Below are 18,906 nucleotides of genomic sequence, written 5' to 3'. Positions count from 1 at the left end.
CTTACTCCTTGCATTTTATTAAGGTTTAACTTTGATGCGTGCTTCCTCCACAGCACGAGTTTCCTGGGATAAGTGCATTTCTAACTCAGCTTTTAGCTCGTGGTAGGCTGCGTATTGATCTAAGGATTCACGCCTGCGCGGTCGTGGAAAAGGAATATCTAAAACTTCAGCAATTCGTGCCGCAGAACCTCTTGTCATCATGACAATCTTGTCAGAGAGTAACAATGCTTCTTCGATACTATGAGTGATGAGAATAACGGTTTGTCGCTGTTGTTCCCAAATTCGAGCAACTTCGTCTTGCAGAAAACCACGAGTGAGTGCATCTAAGGCGCCAAACGGTTCGTCCATAAGCAAGATTTTGGGGTTAATAGCTAATGCACGAGCAATACCTACCCTTTGTTTCATACCTCCTGATAGTTCGTGAGGATGCTTACGTTCAGCACCGCGTAGCCCTACTAAATCAATGTACTCGCGGGCAATGTTTTTCTGCTCAACAATAGTCATGTGTGGATACACTGTCTCAATGGCAAAGCGAATATTCTCAAAAACAGTCATCCATGGCATCAATGCGTAGTTTTGAAAGACGACTCCGCGATCGGGACCAGGTTTAGAAATTTCAACTTCATTGAGTTTGATTGAACCGCGAGTTGGTGGGGTAAGTCCAGCAATAATGTTTAGTAGAGTCGATTTACCACAGCCGGATGAACCAATAATTGACACAAAGGTGTTAGCTTCAACTTCTAGATTGATGTCTGCAAGCGCTACAAAATCTGGTGAAGTCCGTCGTAGTAACTTGTCTTGCCAACTTTGCCGTCCAGGATAAACTTTGAAGACATGATTCAATGCAAGTTGAGCAGAAGTAGAGCTAATATCAACAGGATCAACGTGTGAAGAAATCATAATACGTCAAATTGACTTAGTTAAAAATCGCAGTCCTGCGACTGAAGTTGAGGCTACCCAAGCAAAGTTTTGAGTTTTAAATTTTGAATTTTCTTAACTCATAACTCAATACTTCACGACTCATAACTCTAAATTGGTGAACTTTGTTTGTGTATTAGCGAAGTCATTCGCACTCGCATTCATGGTTATCGTTGTCCAAAAGAAACCCAAGTTTGTAGTAATCCAAATAGTCGATCTAGCAGTAAACCAACTAGTCCAATAACAATAATCGCGGTAAGAATGCTAGTAATTTCTAAGTTGTTCCACTCGTTCCAAATAAAGTAGCCTACTCCAGTTCCGCCAACCAAAATTTCTGCTGCTACGATCACTAACCAAGCAATTCCAATACTGATGCGTAATCCAGCAACAATACTAGGTGCAGCTGCAGGGAGAATGACTTTCCAAATCGTTCGCCAGCGCGAAGCGCCCAAGGTACGCGCTACATTAAGTACTGCAGGATCGACATTGCTCACTCCAAATTTAGTATTAATCAGAGTAGGCCAAAGGCTAGTAATCGCGATGACGAATAAAGCAGTGTTTTCTGAGTTTTTGAGCAAGCCGAGTCCTAATGGCAGCCATGCAAGAGGAGAAACTGGTTTGAGAACTTGAATATAGGGATCTACAGCCTTAGAAATAACGTCAGATAGTCCGATTACAATACCCAAGGGAATCGCGATCGCAGAACCAATTAAAAATCCTGTCACAACCCTTCTCAAACTTGCCAGGACGTGCCAGCCAATGCCTTTATCATTGGGACCGTAGTCGAAGAATGGATCAGAAACCCAACCCCAAAACGCTTGTAATGTTCTACTCGCAGATGGCACTAGTTGAGAAAAGACATTTAACTGAACTCCTAATTCCCAAGCGCCCAGAAACACAATCAACACAACCAAGAACAAAGCCAATGCTTGTAAGTTGCTGTTCCAGATAGGTACGAGTTTACGGCGTTGTGGTAGTGAATTAGCCATGAATCTAATAAATGGCATCGAGCTTAAACGTTGAATTTTTGATTTTGTTGTTCTAAATAAGCAGCAGGATTTGCTGGATCAAAAGTGTCAAACTTCAGATTTTCTACTCTAGTTTCTTCATTCGGAGGATTTTGCCCTAATTCTTGGGCAAGTTCTCTTGCTAAATCAGTCATGTAAATCTGTTCGGCAATCTGGGGATAGTCGGCTTTCTCAGTTGGCATCAAATCCCAGCGCACTAACTGCGAGGAGATCCACTTAGCAAAGCTTTTCCAAGGATAAGGATCAAACCCCACGCGATCCGGCACGTTTAACGTATTTCCCAATCCGTCTTCAAAGTTACCTGTCATCACTGCTTGCAACACAGGTTCGGGCTGGTTGAGGTAGCGACGTTCTGATAAGACTTTGGCAATTTCTGTACGATTTTCAGCAGCGTTGGCGTGTGCAGCACCATCAATAATTGCTTTGTTGACTGCGCGGAAGGTGTTAGGATGCGCATCAATCCACTGTTGGCTAGCAGCAAAAGCACAACAAGGATGACCATCCCACAGATCTTTTGTCAACGTATGGATGTAACCAATGCCTTCAAATACTGCACGCTGACCGAAGTTATCAGGCATCAAAAAAGCATCAATCTGCCCTGCTGACATTTGGGCAACGGAGTCTGGTGGTGGCACAATCTGGATAGCAACATCGGTGTCTGGATTCAAGCCTCCAGAAGCTAAATAATAGCGTAATAGTAGGTTGTGCATTGAATAGGGAAAAGGAACTGCAATTGTCATTCCCTTAAAATCCGCAGGACCTTGAATTTTGTCTCGGTGTTTAAGAGCAACAGCAATCGACTGTCCATTAATGTTTTCGATGCTTGCAAGTTGAATTGGGAAAGTTGTCGAACCTAAACCCAGCGTCACGGCGATTGGCATGGGCGAAAGCATATGATAGGCATCAAGTTCACCTGCGATCGCTGACTCTCTTACTGCTGCCCAGTTAGGCATTTTCCGCAAGGTTACGTTTAAGCCATGCTTTTGATAAAAGCCTAAGGGTTCTGAAATGACAATCGGAGTTGCACAGGCAATTGGAATAAAACCAATATTTAAATCTGTTTTTTCTAAGTTTCCAGGAGTGCTTGCTTCTTCTAGTGATGATTGTGAAGTATTACTATTATTCTCGCCCGCACAGCTTGCTAGCGTCACAATCGCTGCTGTTGCTGCCACTTTGATTAAAAAATCTCTGCGCCGAAATTTACTCGCTCGCAAAGTATCATTAAAAAAGCCTGTTGCATGAGAACCAAATGCAGCTGCGAATGCTTCTTCTAGTCCTCCTGCTTGTTTGATTAGTTCGTTACATATTTGCTGCTGTCTTGGTTCAGCTTTAGCGAGTATTTGTTGTACTAAAGCTTGTCTGAGTTCTGCATAAATATTTTTTTCAGCTATTTTTAACGTTTCAGGTTCGTATTGCCCCATTGCAATTAGATCTGCAACTAAATCTACTGGATCTTGAGGCATTCCTTCCATGAATTTCCAATGTTCTTCTGATGTATGAAAACCACCACAAGAGCAGCTTGATATGAAGCTATTTAAATTATAAGTCTTTCTAACTTTAGTATTGAGGTAAGCTACCATGATTAATTGATTTTTATTTAATTAAATGTTTTTCTATGTTGCTTTCTAGTCGAAGTTTTGAATACCTAAACTTCTTTATCTTCAAATATTTTTGAAACAATAACTCTATTCAATCGATTAAACAGCAGTATCTGTCATCTGAGACAAAACCTTTTTTAAATGCTTTAATGCAGGAGTTACAATTGCTACAAAATAAGCTTCTCGCAGCTTTCTAGAAACGGTGCTACCTTCTAAATAAGCTTTAGCACCTAAATGTAACATTGCAGATTGCGCAGCACGTAAAGCAAGTTCTGAGGCTGTTGCACGAGCTTGGACAACTTTTTTAAAGAAATCATTTCGGATAGATTCAGGTGACTGTATCTCTGTTGCCAAGATATAAGTATGTAAGCGTAGAGATTCAAGTTCATTTTCTAAATCTTCTACGCAATCATCAAGAAAACAATTGACATGAGCTAGACGTTTATTTGCTTCTTGCATCAACTCAATACAGCTGGAGACTAATCCTAAACCCATTCCTACCTGAGTTAAAACGAAACCAGCTCTAATTTGTTCAACATACTCTTCACAAGGTGCTGCTAAAACAAATGTATCAGGTACAAAAACATCTTTGAAAATACAGGCGTAAGTATTGCTACCTTCTAAGGCAATAAAATGAGAATTGCAACGTAAAGTTAATCCTGGGAAACTGTCAGTAACAATTGCCATTAAGTAGTCATTAGAATTAATTATTTGAGCTGCGATCGCAAAGTAATGCTCTGCACCAATATTGGATACCCAGGGTAAAGTACCATTAATTAAATATCCACCTTTCTTACGCTGCGCAACTAAAGCAATTTTCTCAATTCCAGCAAAATGCTTCATGGGGTTAGATAACCCTGTACCTGCTATGATTTGTGCGCTTGCTACTTTGGGTAAAACGTTTCTTAGCAAGTATTCATTATCACTATTTTGTAGATACCACGTACAGGCAAACTGACACCAAGTAATAAACCCTGTGTTTAGGCATTCTTGAGAAATTGCCTCAATCATCTGTACCGGAAATTTTAGCCCTTGATGTCCAGCACCACCGTATTGTTTGGGAACACTTTGCCCAAATCCACCAATCGCACCAAGGTTTTGTAAAAACGCTTTTGGATATTCACCTTTCTCATCAATATCTTTGACTCTAGGCTTTAATTCTAAGTTAATGAGATTTTGAATACTTTGAGCGATCGCATCACTATTTGAGTCTGGTAATGGCGTATTTTCAACTAGCAAATCTTTAACCGTATGAATATGGGAATGCATCGCAAATTCTCTTTCAAGATGATTATAAAAATATAGGCTCAACCCCAATATTTATTTTGTTGCTACTCATAGGATTGAGCCTCATGCGACTAATCAGATAAAATATCTACGCCAGAGTAACTTCCATATTGACAGGAAGCCTGAGTGTATTAGCAACTGGCGACCAGACATTAGCATGAGCAACAAGTTCCTCTAACTCTTCACGACTAGCATCACCGTCTAGTTCAACTTTGACTCGAATATCTGTAAATCCCAACCGCTTGTCTGACAAGTCACCAATTCCCCAAACACCTGTAATATTGATATCTCCCTCAAGTTCCAATTCCAACTTTGTCAAGGTAATACCACGCATGGCTGCATTAGCATGGATTCCAACCGATAGACAGGAACCTAGGCAAGCTAGTACGGCTTCAGAAGGATTGGGTGCTGTGTCTTGTCCTAATAAAGTTGGTGGTTCGTCAATAACGTGTGCAGGTAAATCACGTACGTAAGTTAGATTGCGAAACTGTCCTTCGCAAACTGTCTTGACCTTGAGGGACTTAACAACATCTGGGTTTGCTTTGGCACTAGCAGCGAGTTTTTCTAAGCCCTCTTTGCTAATTGGACGTAGTGGAGATTTAAGTTGTGTTGTCAGTGTAGTTTCAGTCATTTTTTAAATAGAATGTTCTATCTAATTCAATCAGTAGTAACTGTAAAAAACAGTAAATTGTGTTACGCTATGCAAGTCTTCGCAGCATAGTCAATCCGCGAGAGGCTTACTATGACCTTTTTTACAGTATTCTTTAGTCGTTAAACTGATGCAGGAATCTTGCGATCGCTCGGTTCTCCTGTCTCAATTGGTAATGATCCATCGCGCGACCATTCATTCCAAGAGGCAAAATAATTGCGCACATCCTTGACTCCAGCTTCCTTTAGTGCAATGAGTGTATTAGAAGCTCGCGAACCTTTAAAGCAATAAATGTATACTGTAGAATCAGGTGTAATACCAACCTCTTGACACATTGCCATAATTTCATCGGTAGAGCGAAACATTGGTATTTCAGAATTTGGCTCCATCATCTGATACCACTCGATCCAAACTGCCCCAGGGATTCTACCTTTACGCGGACAAAAATCTACACCATACGGAGAAGAACTTTCTCCTCGCCATTCATCGGCATCTCTAACGTCAAGTTTAATAACTGCTGGATTGTCTAGTGCTTGCAGCATTTGCGCAGTAGTTACCATCATTGAAGAATCAATACTGGCTGTGAAAACTTTGTTTTCAATTACAGGAACTTCTGTTGTAATTGGTAAACCTGCTGCTAGCCAAGCTTGATAACCACCATGTAACACAGAGACAAAAGGACAGCCAAAGTACTTTAGTAAAAAATAACCGCGACAAGATTGCCCGTATCCAGTATTTAAGGCATCTTCATATATGACAATGCGTTCTGTACCACAGATTCCTGCTGCACTCAGAAGTTCTACAAATTGCGATCGCAACTCAGCTAATCCTTCAGGTGTAGAAGTTGCTAGGTAAGTAAACATCTCTCGCAGATTAACTGCACCAGGAATGTGAGAAACAGCATACTCTTCAGGTGCGCGAGTATCTATCACGACAACACATTCTTGTGAAAGACTTGCAAGTTCTGAAGGAGAAATCAGAGGTTTAACTTCCATAATATCTATCTAAGTTAGTGAATTAGCCCTAGCAAATTTGATTCGCTAGAACGACTGTGCAAGTAAACCAGTTTTCTCAGCTATACAAGAATAGAAACACTCTTGCTGCGGAAAACATAGCTGGAATAAAAAGCTCTAAATTTCGGTGTTCTACTTCAGACTATTATGTAGAACGTTCTATCTAATTAATAGAATAGTTGATTGTGAGAGACGGTGTCTTTTACTACTAATTAAGGCAATTGTCTTTAAATGCTCACATACAACATCAGACAGCAAAAAAGCCTGCCTTTTCATGAAAAGACAGACTTCTAAGTAATTATGGTAATGGAGCTGGGCAGGATCGAACTGCCGTCCGTAATGGGTATTAACCCCCCGTTCATTCACAGGCTTAGCCTTTCTAATCCTCAAGGCGGGAACCACCCATTATCCCGAGTGGTAGGATGCAGTGGTTAAGTCTTAGCTAGCAAGTAACCAGAGAAACCTCACTAGGGCATCCGTTGGGGGTTGGTCTATAGCCCTTAACGGAGTCAGACTACAGACGCTCGAATCTTTAAGAGATTGTTATGCAGCTACTAGAGCTTGCTTACGAGCAAAAGGAACGATGTTGTTCGCAGTTACATTTTTTTGAGTCTGGTATTAACGAGAGAAAACTCGCTCTCGACCTGTATCACAGAGCAATGTTCGCCACCACGTCGAAACCATTACAGCCCCATGCATTTATACTTCCATTATAGTCAGCTATATAGGAATTGACAAGTTATGAGAATTTGAGAGAAGTCAGAGGTCAGGGGAATAACTTAGAAGAATTCTTTCAACTAACCTCTAACCTTCTTCTAACCAAGTGCTTGGGCACCGCCAACCACTTCAAGAATTTCTTGGGTAATTGCAGCTTGCCGTGCTTTGTTGTAAGACAGCGTGAGAGTGTCAATTAATTCACTAGCATTATCGCTGGCATTATTCATTGCTGTCATTCTTGCTGCAAGTTCACTGGCTGCTGATTCTTGCAGTGCGCGCAAAAGTTGGTTGTTCAGGTATAGAGGCAATAGTGCATCTAGAATTTGGACAGGATCTTGCTCAAAGAGCATATCTCGTGGAAAGCTGCGGACGGTAGTACTTACTTTTTGACGTTCAACTTCAAATTCGCCACCGCGAGTAGTTAAACGAAAAATTTCATCATCAGCATCTAGACCTTGAGCGTCAAGCGGTAGTAAGGTTTGCACAACTGGTCTAGAACTTACCAATGAAACAAATTTAGTATAAACTAGCTCAATCCGGTCTACACTTTCTGATAAAAATAGAGAAAGAAGTTCATCAGCTATGCTAGAAGCTTCAGCGGCAGTAGGAATTTGCTCTAAGCCTGTATAGGTAGCGTCAATTGGTTGGTCGCGACGTTGAAAGTACTGATTGGCTTTACGTCCTACTAAAACGTATTTGTAGTTTAGACCTTCTGCTTTCAACTCTTTCGCACGATTTTCTGCACGGCGGATAACATTAGTATTATAAGAACCGCATAAACCGCGATCGCCTGAGATAACTAACAGCCCTACTGATTGGACTTCCCGCTTTTTCAGTAAAGGTAAATCGACATCTTCAAACTGCAATCGACCTTGTAGGTTGTAGAGTACTTGTGCCAAGCGATCTGCAAAAGGACGAGTTGCCGTTACTTGTTCTTGGGCACGGCGTACGCGTGCTGCAGCCACTAGACGCATGGCTTCAGTAATTTTTTGAGTGTTCTTGACCGACTGGATGCGATCGCGAATTGCTTTTAAGTTAGCCATAGTTTTCTCAACTGTCAGTTATTGGTAGCCGGAGGCTAGGAATCAGAGTTCAGGGAAAACACACGCGATCGCTATTGCTTTCAACCTCATTAAATTCCCTAACCTCTCACCTCTGATCCCCAACCTCTATAAAATTAGGCAGCTGCCAAGAATGTTTGCTTATATTCTGTCAGTGCTTCTTTAAGCAGCTTTTCTGCATCTTCGGTTAACTGTCTCTCTTTTTGAACTATTTCACCAAACTGTGGCTTACCCGTTTTCAAGTAGTCGCGCAGACCTTTTGTAAAAGTTGTTACTTTATCTGCAGCGATATCATCAAGATAGCCATTAATTCCGGCATATAACAAAGCAACTTGCTCGTAGACTGCTAGTGGGGAATACTGCGGCTGCTTCAACAATTCGCGCAAGCGCTCGCCACGGGCTAACTGGTCTTGTGTTGCCTTATCTAAATCTGAAGCAAACTGTGCGAAAGCTTGTAAGTCGTCAAACTGTGCTAGTTCTAGCTTTAGTTTACCAGCAACTTTTTTCATTGCCTTAGTTTGAGCAGCAGAGCCTACGCGCGATACAGAAATTCCAGGGTTGATTGCTGGACGAATACCAGAGTTAAACAAGTCAGCAGACAAGAAAATTTGTCCGTCTGTAATTGAGATAACGTTTGTGGGGATGTATGCTGATACGTCGCCTGCTTGGGTTTCAATAATGGGTAGTGCTGTCATACTACCTCCGCCTAGATCGTCACTTAGTTTCGCTGCTCTTTCGAGTAACCGCGAGTGGAGATAAAAGACATCTCCTGGATAAGCTTCCCGACCTGGTGGACGACGCAGTAATAATGACATTTGACGATAAGCCTGAGCTTGCTTGGAAAGATCGTCGTAGATGACTAGTGTGGCTCTACCTTTATACATGAAGTACTCAGCCACACTCGCACCAACATACGGAGCTAACCACTGCAGTGGGGCTGGATCATTGGCGTTTGCCGCAACGACGACAGTATAATTCATTGCACCTCTTTCTTGTAGCACGTTGACGACATTTGCTACAGTAGAGGCTTTCTGACCAATGGCAACATATACGCAAACAACGTCACCGCCTTTCTGGTTAAGAATTGTATCTACAGCAATTGCGGTTTTTCCTGTTTGGCGATCGCCGATGATCAATTCGCGCTGTCCTCTACCAATGGGAATCATGGCATCAATTGCAGTAATTCCCGTTTGCATTGGTTCATAGACTGAACGGCGTTCCACAATTCCTGGTGCAGGAGATTCAATCAGGCGGCTTTCAGAGGTTTGAATATCTCCCTTACCATCAATGGGACGACCTAAAGCGTCAATGACGCGCCCAATCATGGCTTCTCCTACTGGTACCTGAGCGATTTTTCCAGTTGCGGTTACGGAGCTACCTTCTTGAATTTCGCGACCTTCTCCAATAAGCACTGCACCTACGTTATCTTCCTCTAGGTTCAGCGCAACGCCAACAGTACCATCTTCAAATTCTAATAGTTCACTTGCCATGGCTTTTTCCAAGCCATAAATCCGAGCAATACCATCTCCTACTTGCAGTACAGTACCAACGTTAGCTACTTTAACTTCTTGGTCATACTGCTCAATTTGCTGTTGAATTATGCTGCTGATTTCGTCAGGTCTAATGCTGATCATTTTGGGTGTTAGGTGTTGAGGTAAAGGTTATGAGTATGATTTAGGAGTTGCGGGTTAGGAGTCACAAAGTGCCATTGCGAATTTTTCTAGCTTTTGCTCCTAGTTCCTCACCCCTTATATTTATGTATTACCGCTCAGGCGTAAAGAAAGGCGGCGTAGTTGACCGCGGATACTTGCATCAAAGACTTGAGAGCCTACTTTAATGATGACACCGCCGATCAAATCAGGATCAATTTTGGTGTTTAATTCAACTTCTCTTGCACTTGTCATCGCGATCACTTTCTCACGGACAGCTTGTTGCTGTTCATCTGTAAGATCTACGGCAGAAGTCACTTCTGCTAAAACTGTTTGATTTAACTGACGTAGAATCGCGAGAAACTGCTGACAAATGTCTTTGAGCAAAAGAATCCTGCGGCGATCTACTAGTAACATGAGGAAGTTTCTTAGATACGGATTAACTTCACTAGCTACGCGCTGTAGCACAGCTTTTTTGTCCTCAACGCTAACAAATGGATTAGCAAGGAAATCACGCAGTTGCTCGGAATTCTCTAAAATATCAAGTAGAGCACGGATATCTCCACCAAACTGCTCGGTTAAATTGTTGTTACGCGCTACTGACATCAACGCTTGAGCATACGGTTCAACAATTTGGGTTGCGGCACCACCTTTCATGAACGACCTCCCAACAGCGCGATACTGCGGTCAATAAGTTTTTGCTGCGTATCACTGTCTACGCCAGTTTGCAACTGAGATTCAACTTTTTCTAGCGCCATCGCGACGACCCGCTGACGCAACTGGGCGATCGCGCGATCGCGTTCTGCATTCAAGTCTTGACTTGCAGTTTCTTTCATGCGTTCAACGTCAGTTGCTGCCGTTGCGAGAATTTTTTCTCTGGCGACTTTGGCATTCTCTTGGGCATTATTGCGGATTTTTTCAGCTTCCGCTTGCGCTTGAGCCAGCTTCTGTTGTTGTTCTTCTAGTGCCGCTTTTGCATCGGTTGCGCGCTTTTGTGCATTAACAATTGCTGTTTCGATCCGTTCGCGGCGATCGCTGAGAGTTTTCCCGACAACTTTGCGCCCGAAGAAAAACAGTACGCCAATAATAATGACAAGGTTAATCAGATTTGTTTCTAAAATGTCAAAATTCAGCCCAAAACCGTGATTTCCCTCTGCCAATTCAGCATTCACAGCGCTGGCTTCTGCCATCAACAATAAAAAAATTTCCATTGTACCCGTCCACATCTGCGCTGCTTGAGTTCGTCTTGTGAATGATTGCCTTTCCCAGTTTCGGCATTAAGCTTCTACTCTAGTTTTTTGTCATCTGAACTACAACTAGCGTTGACCGACAAGCTGTGTCCCTAGCAGTTTTTCCATAATTTGCTGGCTGAGGGTATCAACTTGTTGTTCTAATGATGCTAAAGCTTCTTGCTTTTGTTGTTCAATCTCTTGCGCTGCTTGTTCTCGCTGAGCTTGTGCTTCTTTCACTGCTGCGGCAATTTTTTCTGCAGCAACTTTTTCAGCTTCCGCTTGAGCATCAGCGACAATTTGTTGCGACTGTCGGCGTGCTGTAGCGAGTTCTTGCTCATATTGAGACGCTAGTTGCTCTGTTTTCGACAAGCGTTCCCGTGCATCCAATTGATTTTTACGGATGTATTCATCCCTTTCATCAATTGCTTTACTCAGTGGCTTGTAAAAAGTAGCGTTCAGAACCAAAACCAAAAATAGAAACTGTATAGCCATCAAAGGCAGGGTGGCGTCAAGATCAAATAGCCCGCCTTCTTTACCTGCTGTTTCTGCTGCGAGTAAGATTATTGAATGTGTCATAGTCTCATACCCCTTTGATGTCATTCTAAGGGGCTATGTAGGTTGAGCAGAAGTTAAATTAGTTTATATCGTGGCAATGTAGAGACACTTTACAAAAAGTGCCTCTACACTTTAAAACACGAGCAATTACGAGAATGGGTTGGCAAATAGCAACACAAGAGCAACAACCAGACCGTAAATTGTCAACGCTTCCATAAATGCTAAGCTCAACAGCAAAGTACCGCGAATTTTGCCTTCTGCTTCTGGCTGACGGGCGATTCCTTCAACAGCCTGACCTGCTGCATTTCCTTGACCAATTCCAGGACCGATAGCAGCTAATCCTACAGCAAGAGCAGCAGCTATAACTGAAGCAGCAGAAATCAATGGATCCATGATTTATCTTCCTTACTTGACAAAACTGAAATTACAAATTTATTTGAACTAACTCGCGTCAGTTGCGTATGAGGTAATGGGTGTACAGGTACTTCCCTATTCCATATTCTCTACGTTTACGCATGTTCCCCATGTTCTTCACCATGCCCATGATCTTCCATCGCTTCGCCGATGTAAGCTGCGGCAAGTGTAGCAAAGATCAGTGCTTGAATTGCACTTGTAAACAGACCTAAAGCCATCACTGGCAAGGGAACAAACAATGGTACTAGTAATACCAACACACCCACTACTAGTTCATCAGCGAGAATGTTACCAAATAATCGAAAGCTCAGGGAGAGGGGCTTAGTAAAATCTTCGATAATTTTAAAAGGCAGCATAAAAGGTACAGGCTGCACGTAATTACCAAAGTACCCTAGACCCTTTTTGCTGAAACCGGCATAAAAATATGCTAACGATGTCAGCAAAGCCAGCGCCACAGTGGTATTTATGTCGCTAGTAGGAGCTGCAAGTTCGCCTTCTGGTAAGTGAATAAGCCTAAAAGGAACGAGTGCCCCTGACCAATTTGACACAAATATGAATAAGAATAAAGTGCCAACAAAAGGCACCCACGGGCGGTATTCTTTCTCCCCTATCTGATTTTTTGCCAAATCTCTGATGAATTCTAGGGCATACTCCATGAAGTTCTGTAGCCCACGGGGAATTCGGTTGATATTTCTGGTAGCAGCAATTGACACAATGACTAGCAAGGTAATCACGAACCATGATGTCAAAAAAACTTGACCATGAACTTTGAGATTACCAATCTGCCAATAGAGATGTTTGCCTACTTCTAATTCGGCAAGGTGAGCAAAGTTGGTGATGCGCAAAATATTCAGCATTTTCCCTTCAACTGGATTCCCCAAGTGAGAATAAAACTCTTCTAGGATTGCCCGACTTTGTGAGAGTCAGAGACAAATGCCGTCCGCAGTACGTAGATGATGAGCGAAGCTTTATAGGTGAGAAAGCCCAGAAATATAGGCAGTATTTGCAGTTGATTCCATCGACTTGCGAGTAGAATTAACCCAATTAATAAAGCTAACCGAGTTTTGCTCAGCTGTCTTTTTTCTCCACCTAGTCGCTCAACATCTTTTGCTAACATCCTCAAGTAAACCACACCTGTGCATGCCCCGATCAGGTAGTTCAGGGCAATATTAAGTGAATAGAACATCCAGACAAAGACAAAGATCATTCCTGTCAATGTGAGAGTCCAAAATAACAACTCTTGAGCAAGCTGATAGAAATCTTGCATTGAGCTGTTTGGCTTTGACGAAGCAAAACCAGTGGGAGAAATATCTCCCTGGGAAGGTGCGGGTTCTGAGGAGTTGTTTGCCAAGTTCACGGGAAACGCAAACCAGTACGGTTGATTAACTTGACTCATATGAGCCAGTTGAAATCATAACATGTTGTGGTAACAATACTTAAAAAACAATTAACTCGGACTTAGAATAATCAGTCCAGATTTCAGGAGCGATCGCACTCCCGCTAAATCTAGCTTCACTTGAGACAAAATTTCGCTTACGCTATGTTGCCAATTGTCATCACAAGCTTGCAAAAATTCAAATTCTGCTTCGGATAAATTGACAATTTGGTAGTCGTAGTTGAATAAACAACAACTTGCCCATCCTTCCATGCATGGATGACGTTCGGGAATCGCTGCAAGCAGTGTCTCGTCAGCTGACCAGTCGGCTTTGGGTAAGGGAGGGCGTCCGAGGAAAAATTCATAATGTGTAGCGCCTGCAGGGTCTAGCAGTTCAATTAAACGATACAACGCGCGATCGCTCAAACCTTGTGCGCGTTGCATCAACGTTGGGTCTTTTCCCAAAAGTCTCTCTAATTGCCAGAAACCCGGATTGGAAAAGCCTAAAAAAGCTAAACCCGAAGCATCAATCAGTTCAAAGAGTGTCTCGATATTGTAGTCAATCTCTTGAGGATGAACGTACATATCTGCAAAATTTGCGTCACGCTGATTTTCTAAAGACCAGCGTTCTTTTTCGCGTTTGACAAGGCGATTATCATCCGGCAGGGCTGCAAAGATTTTTCGTCCAATTTGGACACCATCTTGATAATTTGCACTTTGTTGAAGAAGGGCGATCGCTTTTTGCATCAATTGAATTTCCCAACGTCCCAGTTCTCCGTAAACAAAGACGTGCAGTAATCCACCAGGGGCAAGTTTAGCAGCTAAGGCTTGGATTCCTTTGATAGGGTCTGCGAGATGGTGGAGTACACCAACACAGTTAATCAAATCAAATTCACCTGGTACTCGTGCGACATCATATAAGCTGAGGTGATGAAATTCGACCTGATCAGCACCGGAACGCTGGGTGCGATCGCGCGCTATTGCTAATGCCCCTGCACTTAAGTCAATTCCGACGACAGTAGCCTGCGGGTTGAGGTGTACAAGATACTCGGTTCCCACTCCTGTCCCACATCCTGCATCGAGAATACGGACATCTTGCTTGTCAGGTTTTTGACCCGTACAAAAGTTATAAGCAGCCGTCCAATTCCAGCGCCAGTTGTAACCAGGAGGTGGGCTATCTAAAAGTGGTTCTGGAGGAAACGGATATGTATCATATAACCGCTGTACGGCAGAACTAATATCTTGAGCTTCCATACGCTAAAAGTAACAAAACTTATCTTTTTTCTCAGGCGTTCTGCCTATATCCACTATGATCTCCTACGTAACCTCTATAAAGTTACGTATAAATCTAAAGCAATAGTCAACTGTCTGCCTGCCTTGGTAGGTATGAGACTGAATAAACCATTACAGTTTGTTAAGTAAACGGTTGACTGCGAAAATCTCCTTCATCCTTTACCCTAGGGCACACTTGACCGTTATAACAGCGAATCGAGTGGCAACTTGCTTGATAGAAGTCAGGATAGGTTGGGAAGGCAACAGGAGAAGCAATTCAAGTTTCAGCTTCGTTCTTGGCTGTTCAACAATAAAAAACGAACATCATTAAGTTCTGTGGGACAGTAGTACCACTCCTACTTGACTTTCTTTACCAAAAATATTTTGGGTGGAAGATCTAGTGGGAAAATAGTAAGCAACAGAAACTAGTACTCTAGTCAGATTGATCGCTGTGTTGTGATCTCAAGGGAGTTTTAGGAATAATAATGAGTGTTAAAGCAAGTGGTGGAAGCTCAGTTGCACGCCCGCAACTATATCAAACACTAGCAGTCGCCACAATTTCCCAAGCGGAACAACAAGACCGCTTTTTGGAACGTGGTGAACTAAATGAATTAGCAAATTATTTTGCATCAGGCACAAAACGATTACAAATTGCCGAGACACTAACCCAAAACTCAGCATTAATTGTGTCTCGCGCCGCTAACCGCATTTTTGTAGGCGGTTCGCCAATGGCGTATCTCGAAAAGCCACGAGAAGCTGAGATGGCGGCGGTAGGTGCCCAAGAAGCAGTACAAGATGCATCTCGACTAGGAAATATCACTTACGTTGAAAGCCGTGGAGGATTTCTAGAAGGGTTGCGATCGCTGTTTAGTGCTTCGCCAAGTGGGGGTGGCGCGACACCCCCAGGATTTCGCCCGATCAACGTGGCGCGCTATGGACCAAGCAACATGCAAAAGTCACTGCGCGACTTATCGTGGTTTTTGCGTTATGTCACTTATGCAATCGTGGCTGGCGATCCAAACATCATTGCGGTTAATACGCGGGGTTTACGCGAAATCATTGAAAATGCCTGTTCTGGTGAAGCTACAATTGTTGCTTTACAGGAAATGCGGCAAGCCGCAGTCTCTTACTTCCGCAGGGATCAAGAAGCAACAGACATTGTGTCGCAGTACATGGATGTCTTAGTTACAGAATTTAAAGCACCAACGCCTTCAGATAAGCTACGCCAAACTGCTTCGTCTGATAAGCAAGGCTTGCAACTGCCGCAAATTTACTTCAATGCAGCGGAAAGACGCCAAAAGTTTGTCATGAAACCAGGTCTTTCTGCCTCAGAAAAGCAAGAGGTGGTCAAAGCAGCCTATCGACAGGTTTTTGAGCGGGATATTACTCGTGCTTACAGTCAGTCGATTTCTTACCTAGAATCTCAAGTCAAAAACGGCGATATCTCAATGAAAGAGTTTATTCGCCGTATAGGTAAATCACCACTGTATCGGAAACAATTCTACGAGCCGTTTATTAACAGTCGCGTCGTTGAATTAGCTTTTCGCCACTTTTTAGGTCGCGGTCCATCAAGTCGTGAAGAACTACAAGAATACTTTTCCATCATCTCGCAAGGTGGTTTACCTGCTTTAGTTGATGCATTAGTAGATTCTCAAGAATATTCGGACTACTTCGGTGAAGAAACAGTTCCTTATATTCGCGGTTTAGGTCAAGAAGCCCAAGAATGCCGTAATTGGGGAGCACAACAAGATCTCTTAAATTACAGTGCGCCATTCCGCAAAGTACCGCAGTTCATTACGCTATTTGCAGGTTACAATCAGCCGCTACCAGATCAGCATCCTTACGGCTCAGGTAACGATCCGCTAGAAATTCAGTTTGGTGCGATCTTCCCGAAAGAAACTCGCAATCCGAGCACGCGACCAGCTCCTTTTGGCAAGGACACTAAGCGGATCTTGATTCACCAGGGACCTGCAACTAACAACCAAAACAGCAATCCTAAAGCACGCGGTGAATTTCCTGGAACACTTGGACCTAAAGTTTTTCGTCTCGATCAGTTACCTGGTATTGGTAGCAGAAGAGCACCAACAACTTCGAGTGTCAAATTCTCGGAAAGCTCGACACAAGCAGTAATTCGAGCTGCGTATTTCCAAGTCTTTGGACGCGATGTTTACGAAGGACAGCGCCTGAAGGTGTCAGAAATCAAGCTAGAAAACGGCGAAATTAGTGTTCGAGAATTTATTCGCCAATTAGCAAAATCAGATTTGTTCCGGAGTTTGTACTGGACTTCTTTGTATGTCACAAAGGCAGTTGAATACATTCATCGGCGCTTACTAGGACGTCCTACCTACGGTAGGCAAGAAACAAACAAATACTTTGATATTTGTGCCAAGAAGGGCTTCTACGCGCTCATTGACGCTTTAATTGATAGTCCAGAGTACAATGAGACCTTTGGAGAAGATACTGTTCCTTATGAGCGTTATTTAACTCCTGCTGGTGTGGCATTGCGATCGCTACGTGTTAGCAGTATTCCCGAAGATATTGTTAGTACTAAGGTCGAGACGGAAGAGACACCACGCTTTGTTGAATTGGGTGCGGTAGCAGAAACTCGCTCTGAACCAAATATTCAATTCCGAGTTAATCAAGGTGTTTCGCGACAACGCGAGCAAACCAAAATTTTCAAACTGGGAAGCACTACGGATAAGACTGATGTTCAAATCATTATTCGGGCTGCCTATCGACAAGTCTTTGAGCGCGACATCGAACCGTATATTGTTGAGAATGAGTTTACCTCATTAGAAAGCCGACTCAGTAACGGTGAGATTACTGTTAAAGAGTTTATTGAGGGGTTAGGTAGTTCTCAGCTTTATATCAAGGAGTTTTATACACCTTACCCAAATACTAAGGTGATTGAACTAGGAACCAAACATTTCTTAGGTCGCGCACCAAAAGACCAAGCCGAGATTCGCAAGTACAACCAAATTCTTGCTGCTCAGGGTATTCGTGGCTTTGTAAGTGCGATGGTAAATAGTATGGAGTATCTTCAAGTGTTTGGAGAAGATACAGTGCCATATCGCCGTTTCCCAACACTACCAGCTGCTAATTTCCCCAATACAGAAAAGCTCTATAACCAGCTGACTAAGCAAAATGATGACTTGGTTGTGCCGAGCTTTGAGCCAGTCAAACCAAAAATGGATGCGGCGAAAATGCCATTAACTGCGAAGGCGATCGCTGATACAGCAGCAAAAGCCCGACAAATGGATCGCACTCGTCCATTATTTATTGAGCTTGGTCGTTCCTTTAATGATGGTCGCGGACAATCAGTTGAGGTTGGTGTGGGAACAACTCGACGCAGACCTGCACGGATTTACCGCGCTACTCAAGGAGCAAATTCGGCTGAAATGGCGCTCGTTGTTGATGCGATCTACTGTCAAGTGATGGATTTGTTTAGCGGTCAAGTCCCAGACAGCTTGCGACGTTCTGATCTAGACAGCAAGCTGAAAAACGGTGAAATCTCAGTTAGAGAATTTATCCGTACCCTAGCAAGTTCAGATATCTACGTGCGGCGCTTCTACACGCCATACCCAAACACTAAGGTGATTGAATTCTTATTCCGTCATATTTTGGGTCGAGCACCAGCAACGCAGCAAGAAATTCGTCAATACAATAAGTTATTAGCTGATGGCGGTCTGAAAGCTGCTGTTGATGCAATGGTAGACAGTGCTGAGTACGCTCAATTTTTTGGCGAGGATGTTGTACCTTATCGTCGCTATCCCTCTTTACCAGCCGGTAACTATTTGGGTAGTGTGAAGGCTGCTGCTGATCTGGTTAAGCAATCTTGGTCTGATTTGTCTCCTTCGGTTTTAAACCGCTTCTAGAGTCTAAGCTTCATTTAGTCTGAGTAGGCTACTAGTATCCTCTGACCAGTCAAGACAAAATGACTGGTTAGAGCTTCTTGTCTGTTAGAAAACTGAAAATTAATGTTAAAAACTGTTAACAGGTGACTCAGAAGATGAACTAAATGCCGCAAAATATTTGCGGAAGGTAACTGTATCTGCAAGCTTAATGTATCTCTAGTTACGCAGGTAGCTGGTAAATGTCTAGACGAAAGCAGTGAATTAGCTGGCAAGTCAAAGCAAAA

General features: G+C 42.9%; 16 protein-coding genes and 1 other RNA gene. 1 reads left to right on the top strand and 16 read right to left on the bottom strand.

Translation table 11 applies throughout. From position 1 onward, the window contains the following. Nucleotides 1-18: 18 nt before the first annotated feature. The 16 genes from CSQ79_RS14015 to CSQ79_RS13940 all read right to left on the bottom strand — a co-directional run bounded on the left by CSQ79_RS14015 (nt 19) and on the right by CSQ79_RS13940 (nt 14,750). Nucleotides 19-900: an ABC transporter ATP-binding protein gene (locus CSQ79_RS14015; protein ID WP_099701798.1), complete on the bottom strand. Its 882-nt coding sequence runs from the start codon at nt 898-900 to the stop codon at nt 19-21. A 185-nt stretch (nt 901-1,085) separates the two neighbouring features. Next, on the bottom strand, nt 1,086-1,907 hold the full coding sequence (gene ntrB, locus CSQ79_RS14010; RefSeq protein ID WP_099701797.1) for a nitrate ABC transporter permease: 822 nt from the start codon (nt 1,905-1,907) through the stop codon (nt 1,086-1,088). Between the two features lie 23 nt (nt 1,908-1,930). Further along, nucleotides 1,931-3,418 (bottom strand): ABC transporter substrate-binding protein, encoded by a 1,488-nt coding sequence (locus CSQ79_RS14005; RefSeq protein WP_289501128.1) that lies wholly within the window; start codon nt 3,416-3,418, stop codon nt 1,931-1,933. Between the two features lie 225 nt (nt 3,419-3,643). Further along, nucleotides 3,644-4,813 carry an acyl-CoA dehydrogenase family protein gene (locus tag CSQ79_RS14000; protein ID WP_099701795.1) on the bottom strand — a complete coding sequence of 390 codons (1,170 nt, stop codon included), beginning with the start codon at nt 4,811-4,813 and terminating at the stop codon, nt 3,644-3,646. A 106-nt stretch (nt 4,814-4,919) separates the two neighbouring features. Further along, a complete protein-coding gene (locus CSQ79_RS13995) occupies nt 4,920-5,462 on the bottom strand; it encodes an OsmC family protein (protein WP_099701794.1) in 543 nt (180 codons plus the stop codon). Between the two features lie 140 nt (nt 5,463-5,602). After that, complete coding sequence (locus CSQ79_RS13990; RefSeq protein ID WP_099701793.1) at nt 5,603-6,475, bottom strand: sulfurtransferase; 873 nt, start codon at nt 6,473-6,475, stop codon at nt 5,603-5,605. A gap of 322 nt (nt 6,476-6,797) precedes the next feature. Next, nucleotides 6,798-7,186: a transfer-messenger RNA gene (gene ssrA, locus CSQ79_RS13985) on the bottom strand. A gap of 122 nt (nt 7,187-7,308) precedes the next feature. Then, a complete protein-coding gene (locus CSQ79_RS13980; RefSeq protein WP_099701792.1) occupies nt 7,309-8,253 on the bottom strand; it encodes a F0F1 ATP synthase subunit gamma in 945 nt (314 codons plus the stop codon). A 134-nt stretch (nt 8,254-8,387) separates the two neighbouring features. Beyond that, nucleotides 8,388-9,905 (bottom strand): F0F1 ATP synthase subunit alpha, encoded by a 1,518-nt coding sequence (atpA, locus tag CSQ79_RS13975; RefSeq protein ID WP_099701791.1) that lies wholly within the window; start codon nt 9,903-9,905, stop codon nt 8,388-8,390. A 120-nt stretch (nt 9,906-10,025) separates the two neighbouring features. Then, nucleotides 10,026-10,577 (bottom strand): ATP synthase F1 subunit delta, encoded by a 552-nt coding sequence (atpH, locus tag CSQ79_RS13970; protein ID WP_099701790.1) that lies wholly within the window; start codon nt 10,575-10,577, stop codon nt 10,026-10,028. Continuing rightward, nucleotides 10,574-11,131, bottom strand: coding sequence for a F0F1 ATP synthase subunit B (locus CSQ79_RS13965; RefSeq protein ID WP_099701789.1), 558 nt, complete (start codon nt 11,129-11,131; stop codon nt 10,574-10,576). The genes atpH and CSQ79_RS13965 overlap by 4 nt, the downstream gene beginning before the upstream one ends. A gap of 105 nt (nt 11,132-11,236) precedes the next feature. After that, nucleotides 11,237-11,728, bottom strand: coding sequence for a F0F1 ATP synthase subunit B' (locus CSQ79_RS13960; RefSeq protein ID WP_099701788.1), 492 nt, complete (start codon nt 11,726-11,728; stop codon nt 11,237-11,239). A gap of 126 nt (nt 11,729-11,854) precedes the next feature. Continuing rightward, nucleotides 11,855-12,100, bottom strand: a complete 246-nt coding sequence (atpE, locus tag CSQ79_RS13955) for an ATP synthase F0 subunit C (RefSeq protein WP_006102085.1) — start codon at nt 12,098-12,100, stop codon at nt 11,855-11,857. Between the two features lie 116 nt (nt 12,101-12,216). Beyond that, nucleotides 12,217-12,978: a F0F1 ATP synthase subunit A gene (gene atpB / locus CSQ79_RS13950; RefSeq protein WP_099701787.1), complete on the bottom strand. Its 762-nt coding sequence runs from the start codon at nt 12,976-12,978 to the stop codon at nt 12,217-12,219. 41 nt (nt 12,979-13,019) lie between these two features. Then, nucleotides 13,020-13,517 (bottom strand): ATP synthase subunit I, encoded by a 498-nt coding sequence (locus CSQ79_RS13945; RefSeq protein WP_502693930.1) that lies wholly within the window; start codon nt 13,515-13,517, stop codon nt 13,020-13,022. 51 nt (nt 13,518-13,568) lie between these two features. Then, nucleotides 13,569-14,750, bottom strand: coding sequence for a class I SAM-dependent methyltransferase (locus CSQ79_RS13940; RefSeq protein ID WP_099701786.1), 1,182 nt, complete (start codon nt 14,748-14,750; stop codon nt 13,569-13,571). Nucleotides 14,751-15,253: 503 nt separating this feature from the next. On the opposite strand from CSQ79_RS13940, the gene CSQ79_RS13935 reads away from it, so the two are divergent. Then, entirely contained in the window at nt 15,254-18,643 is a 3,390-nt protein-coding gene (locus CSQ79_RS13935; protein WP_099701785.1) for a phycobilisome rod-core linker polypeptide, read from the top strand. Nucleotides 18,644-18,906: the final 263 nt, after the last annotated feature.

It is taken from the genome of Gloeocapsopsis sp. IPPAS B-1203, assembly GCF_002749975.1.
Taxonomy (GTDB): Bacteria; Cyanobacteriota; Cyanobacteriia; order Cyanobacteriales; family Chroococcidiopsidaceae; genus Gloeocapsopsis.
Note: the sequence above shows the minus strand (reverse complement) of the source record. Positions and strands in the feature narration are given on the sequence as shown.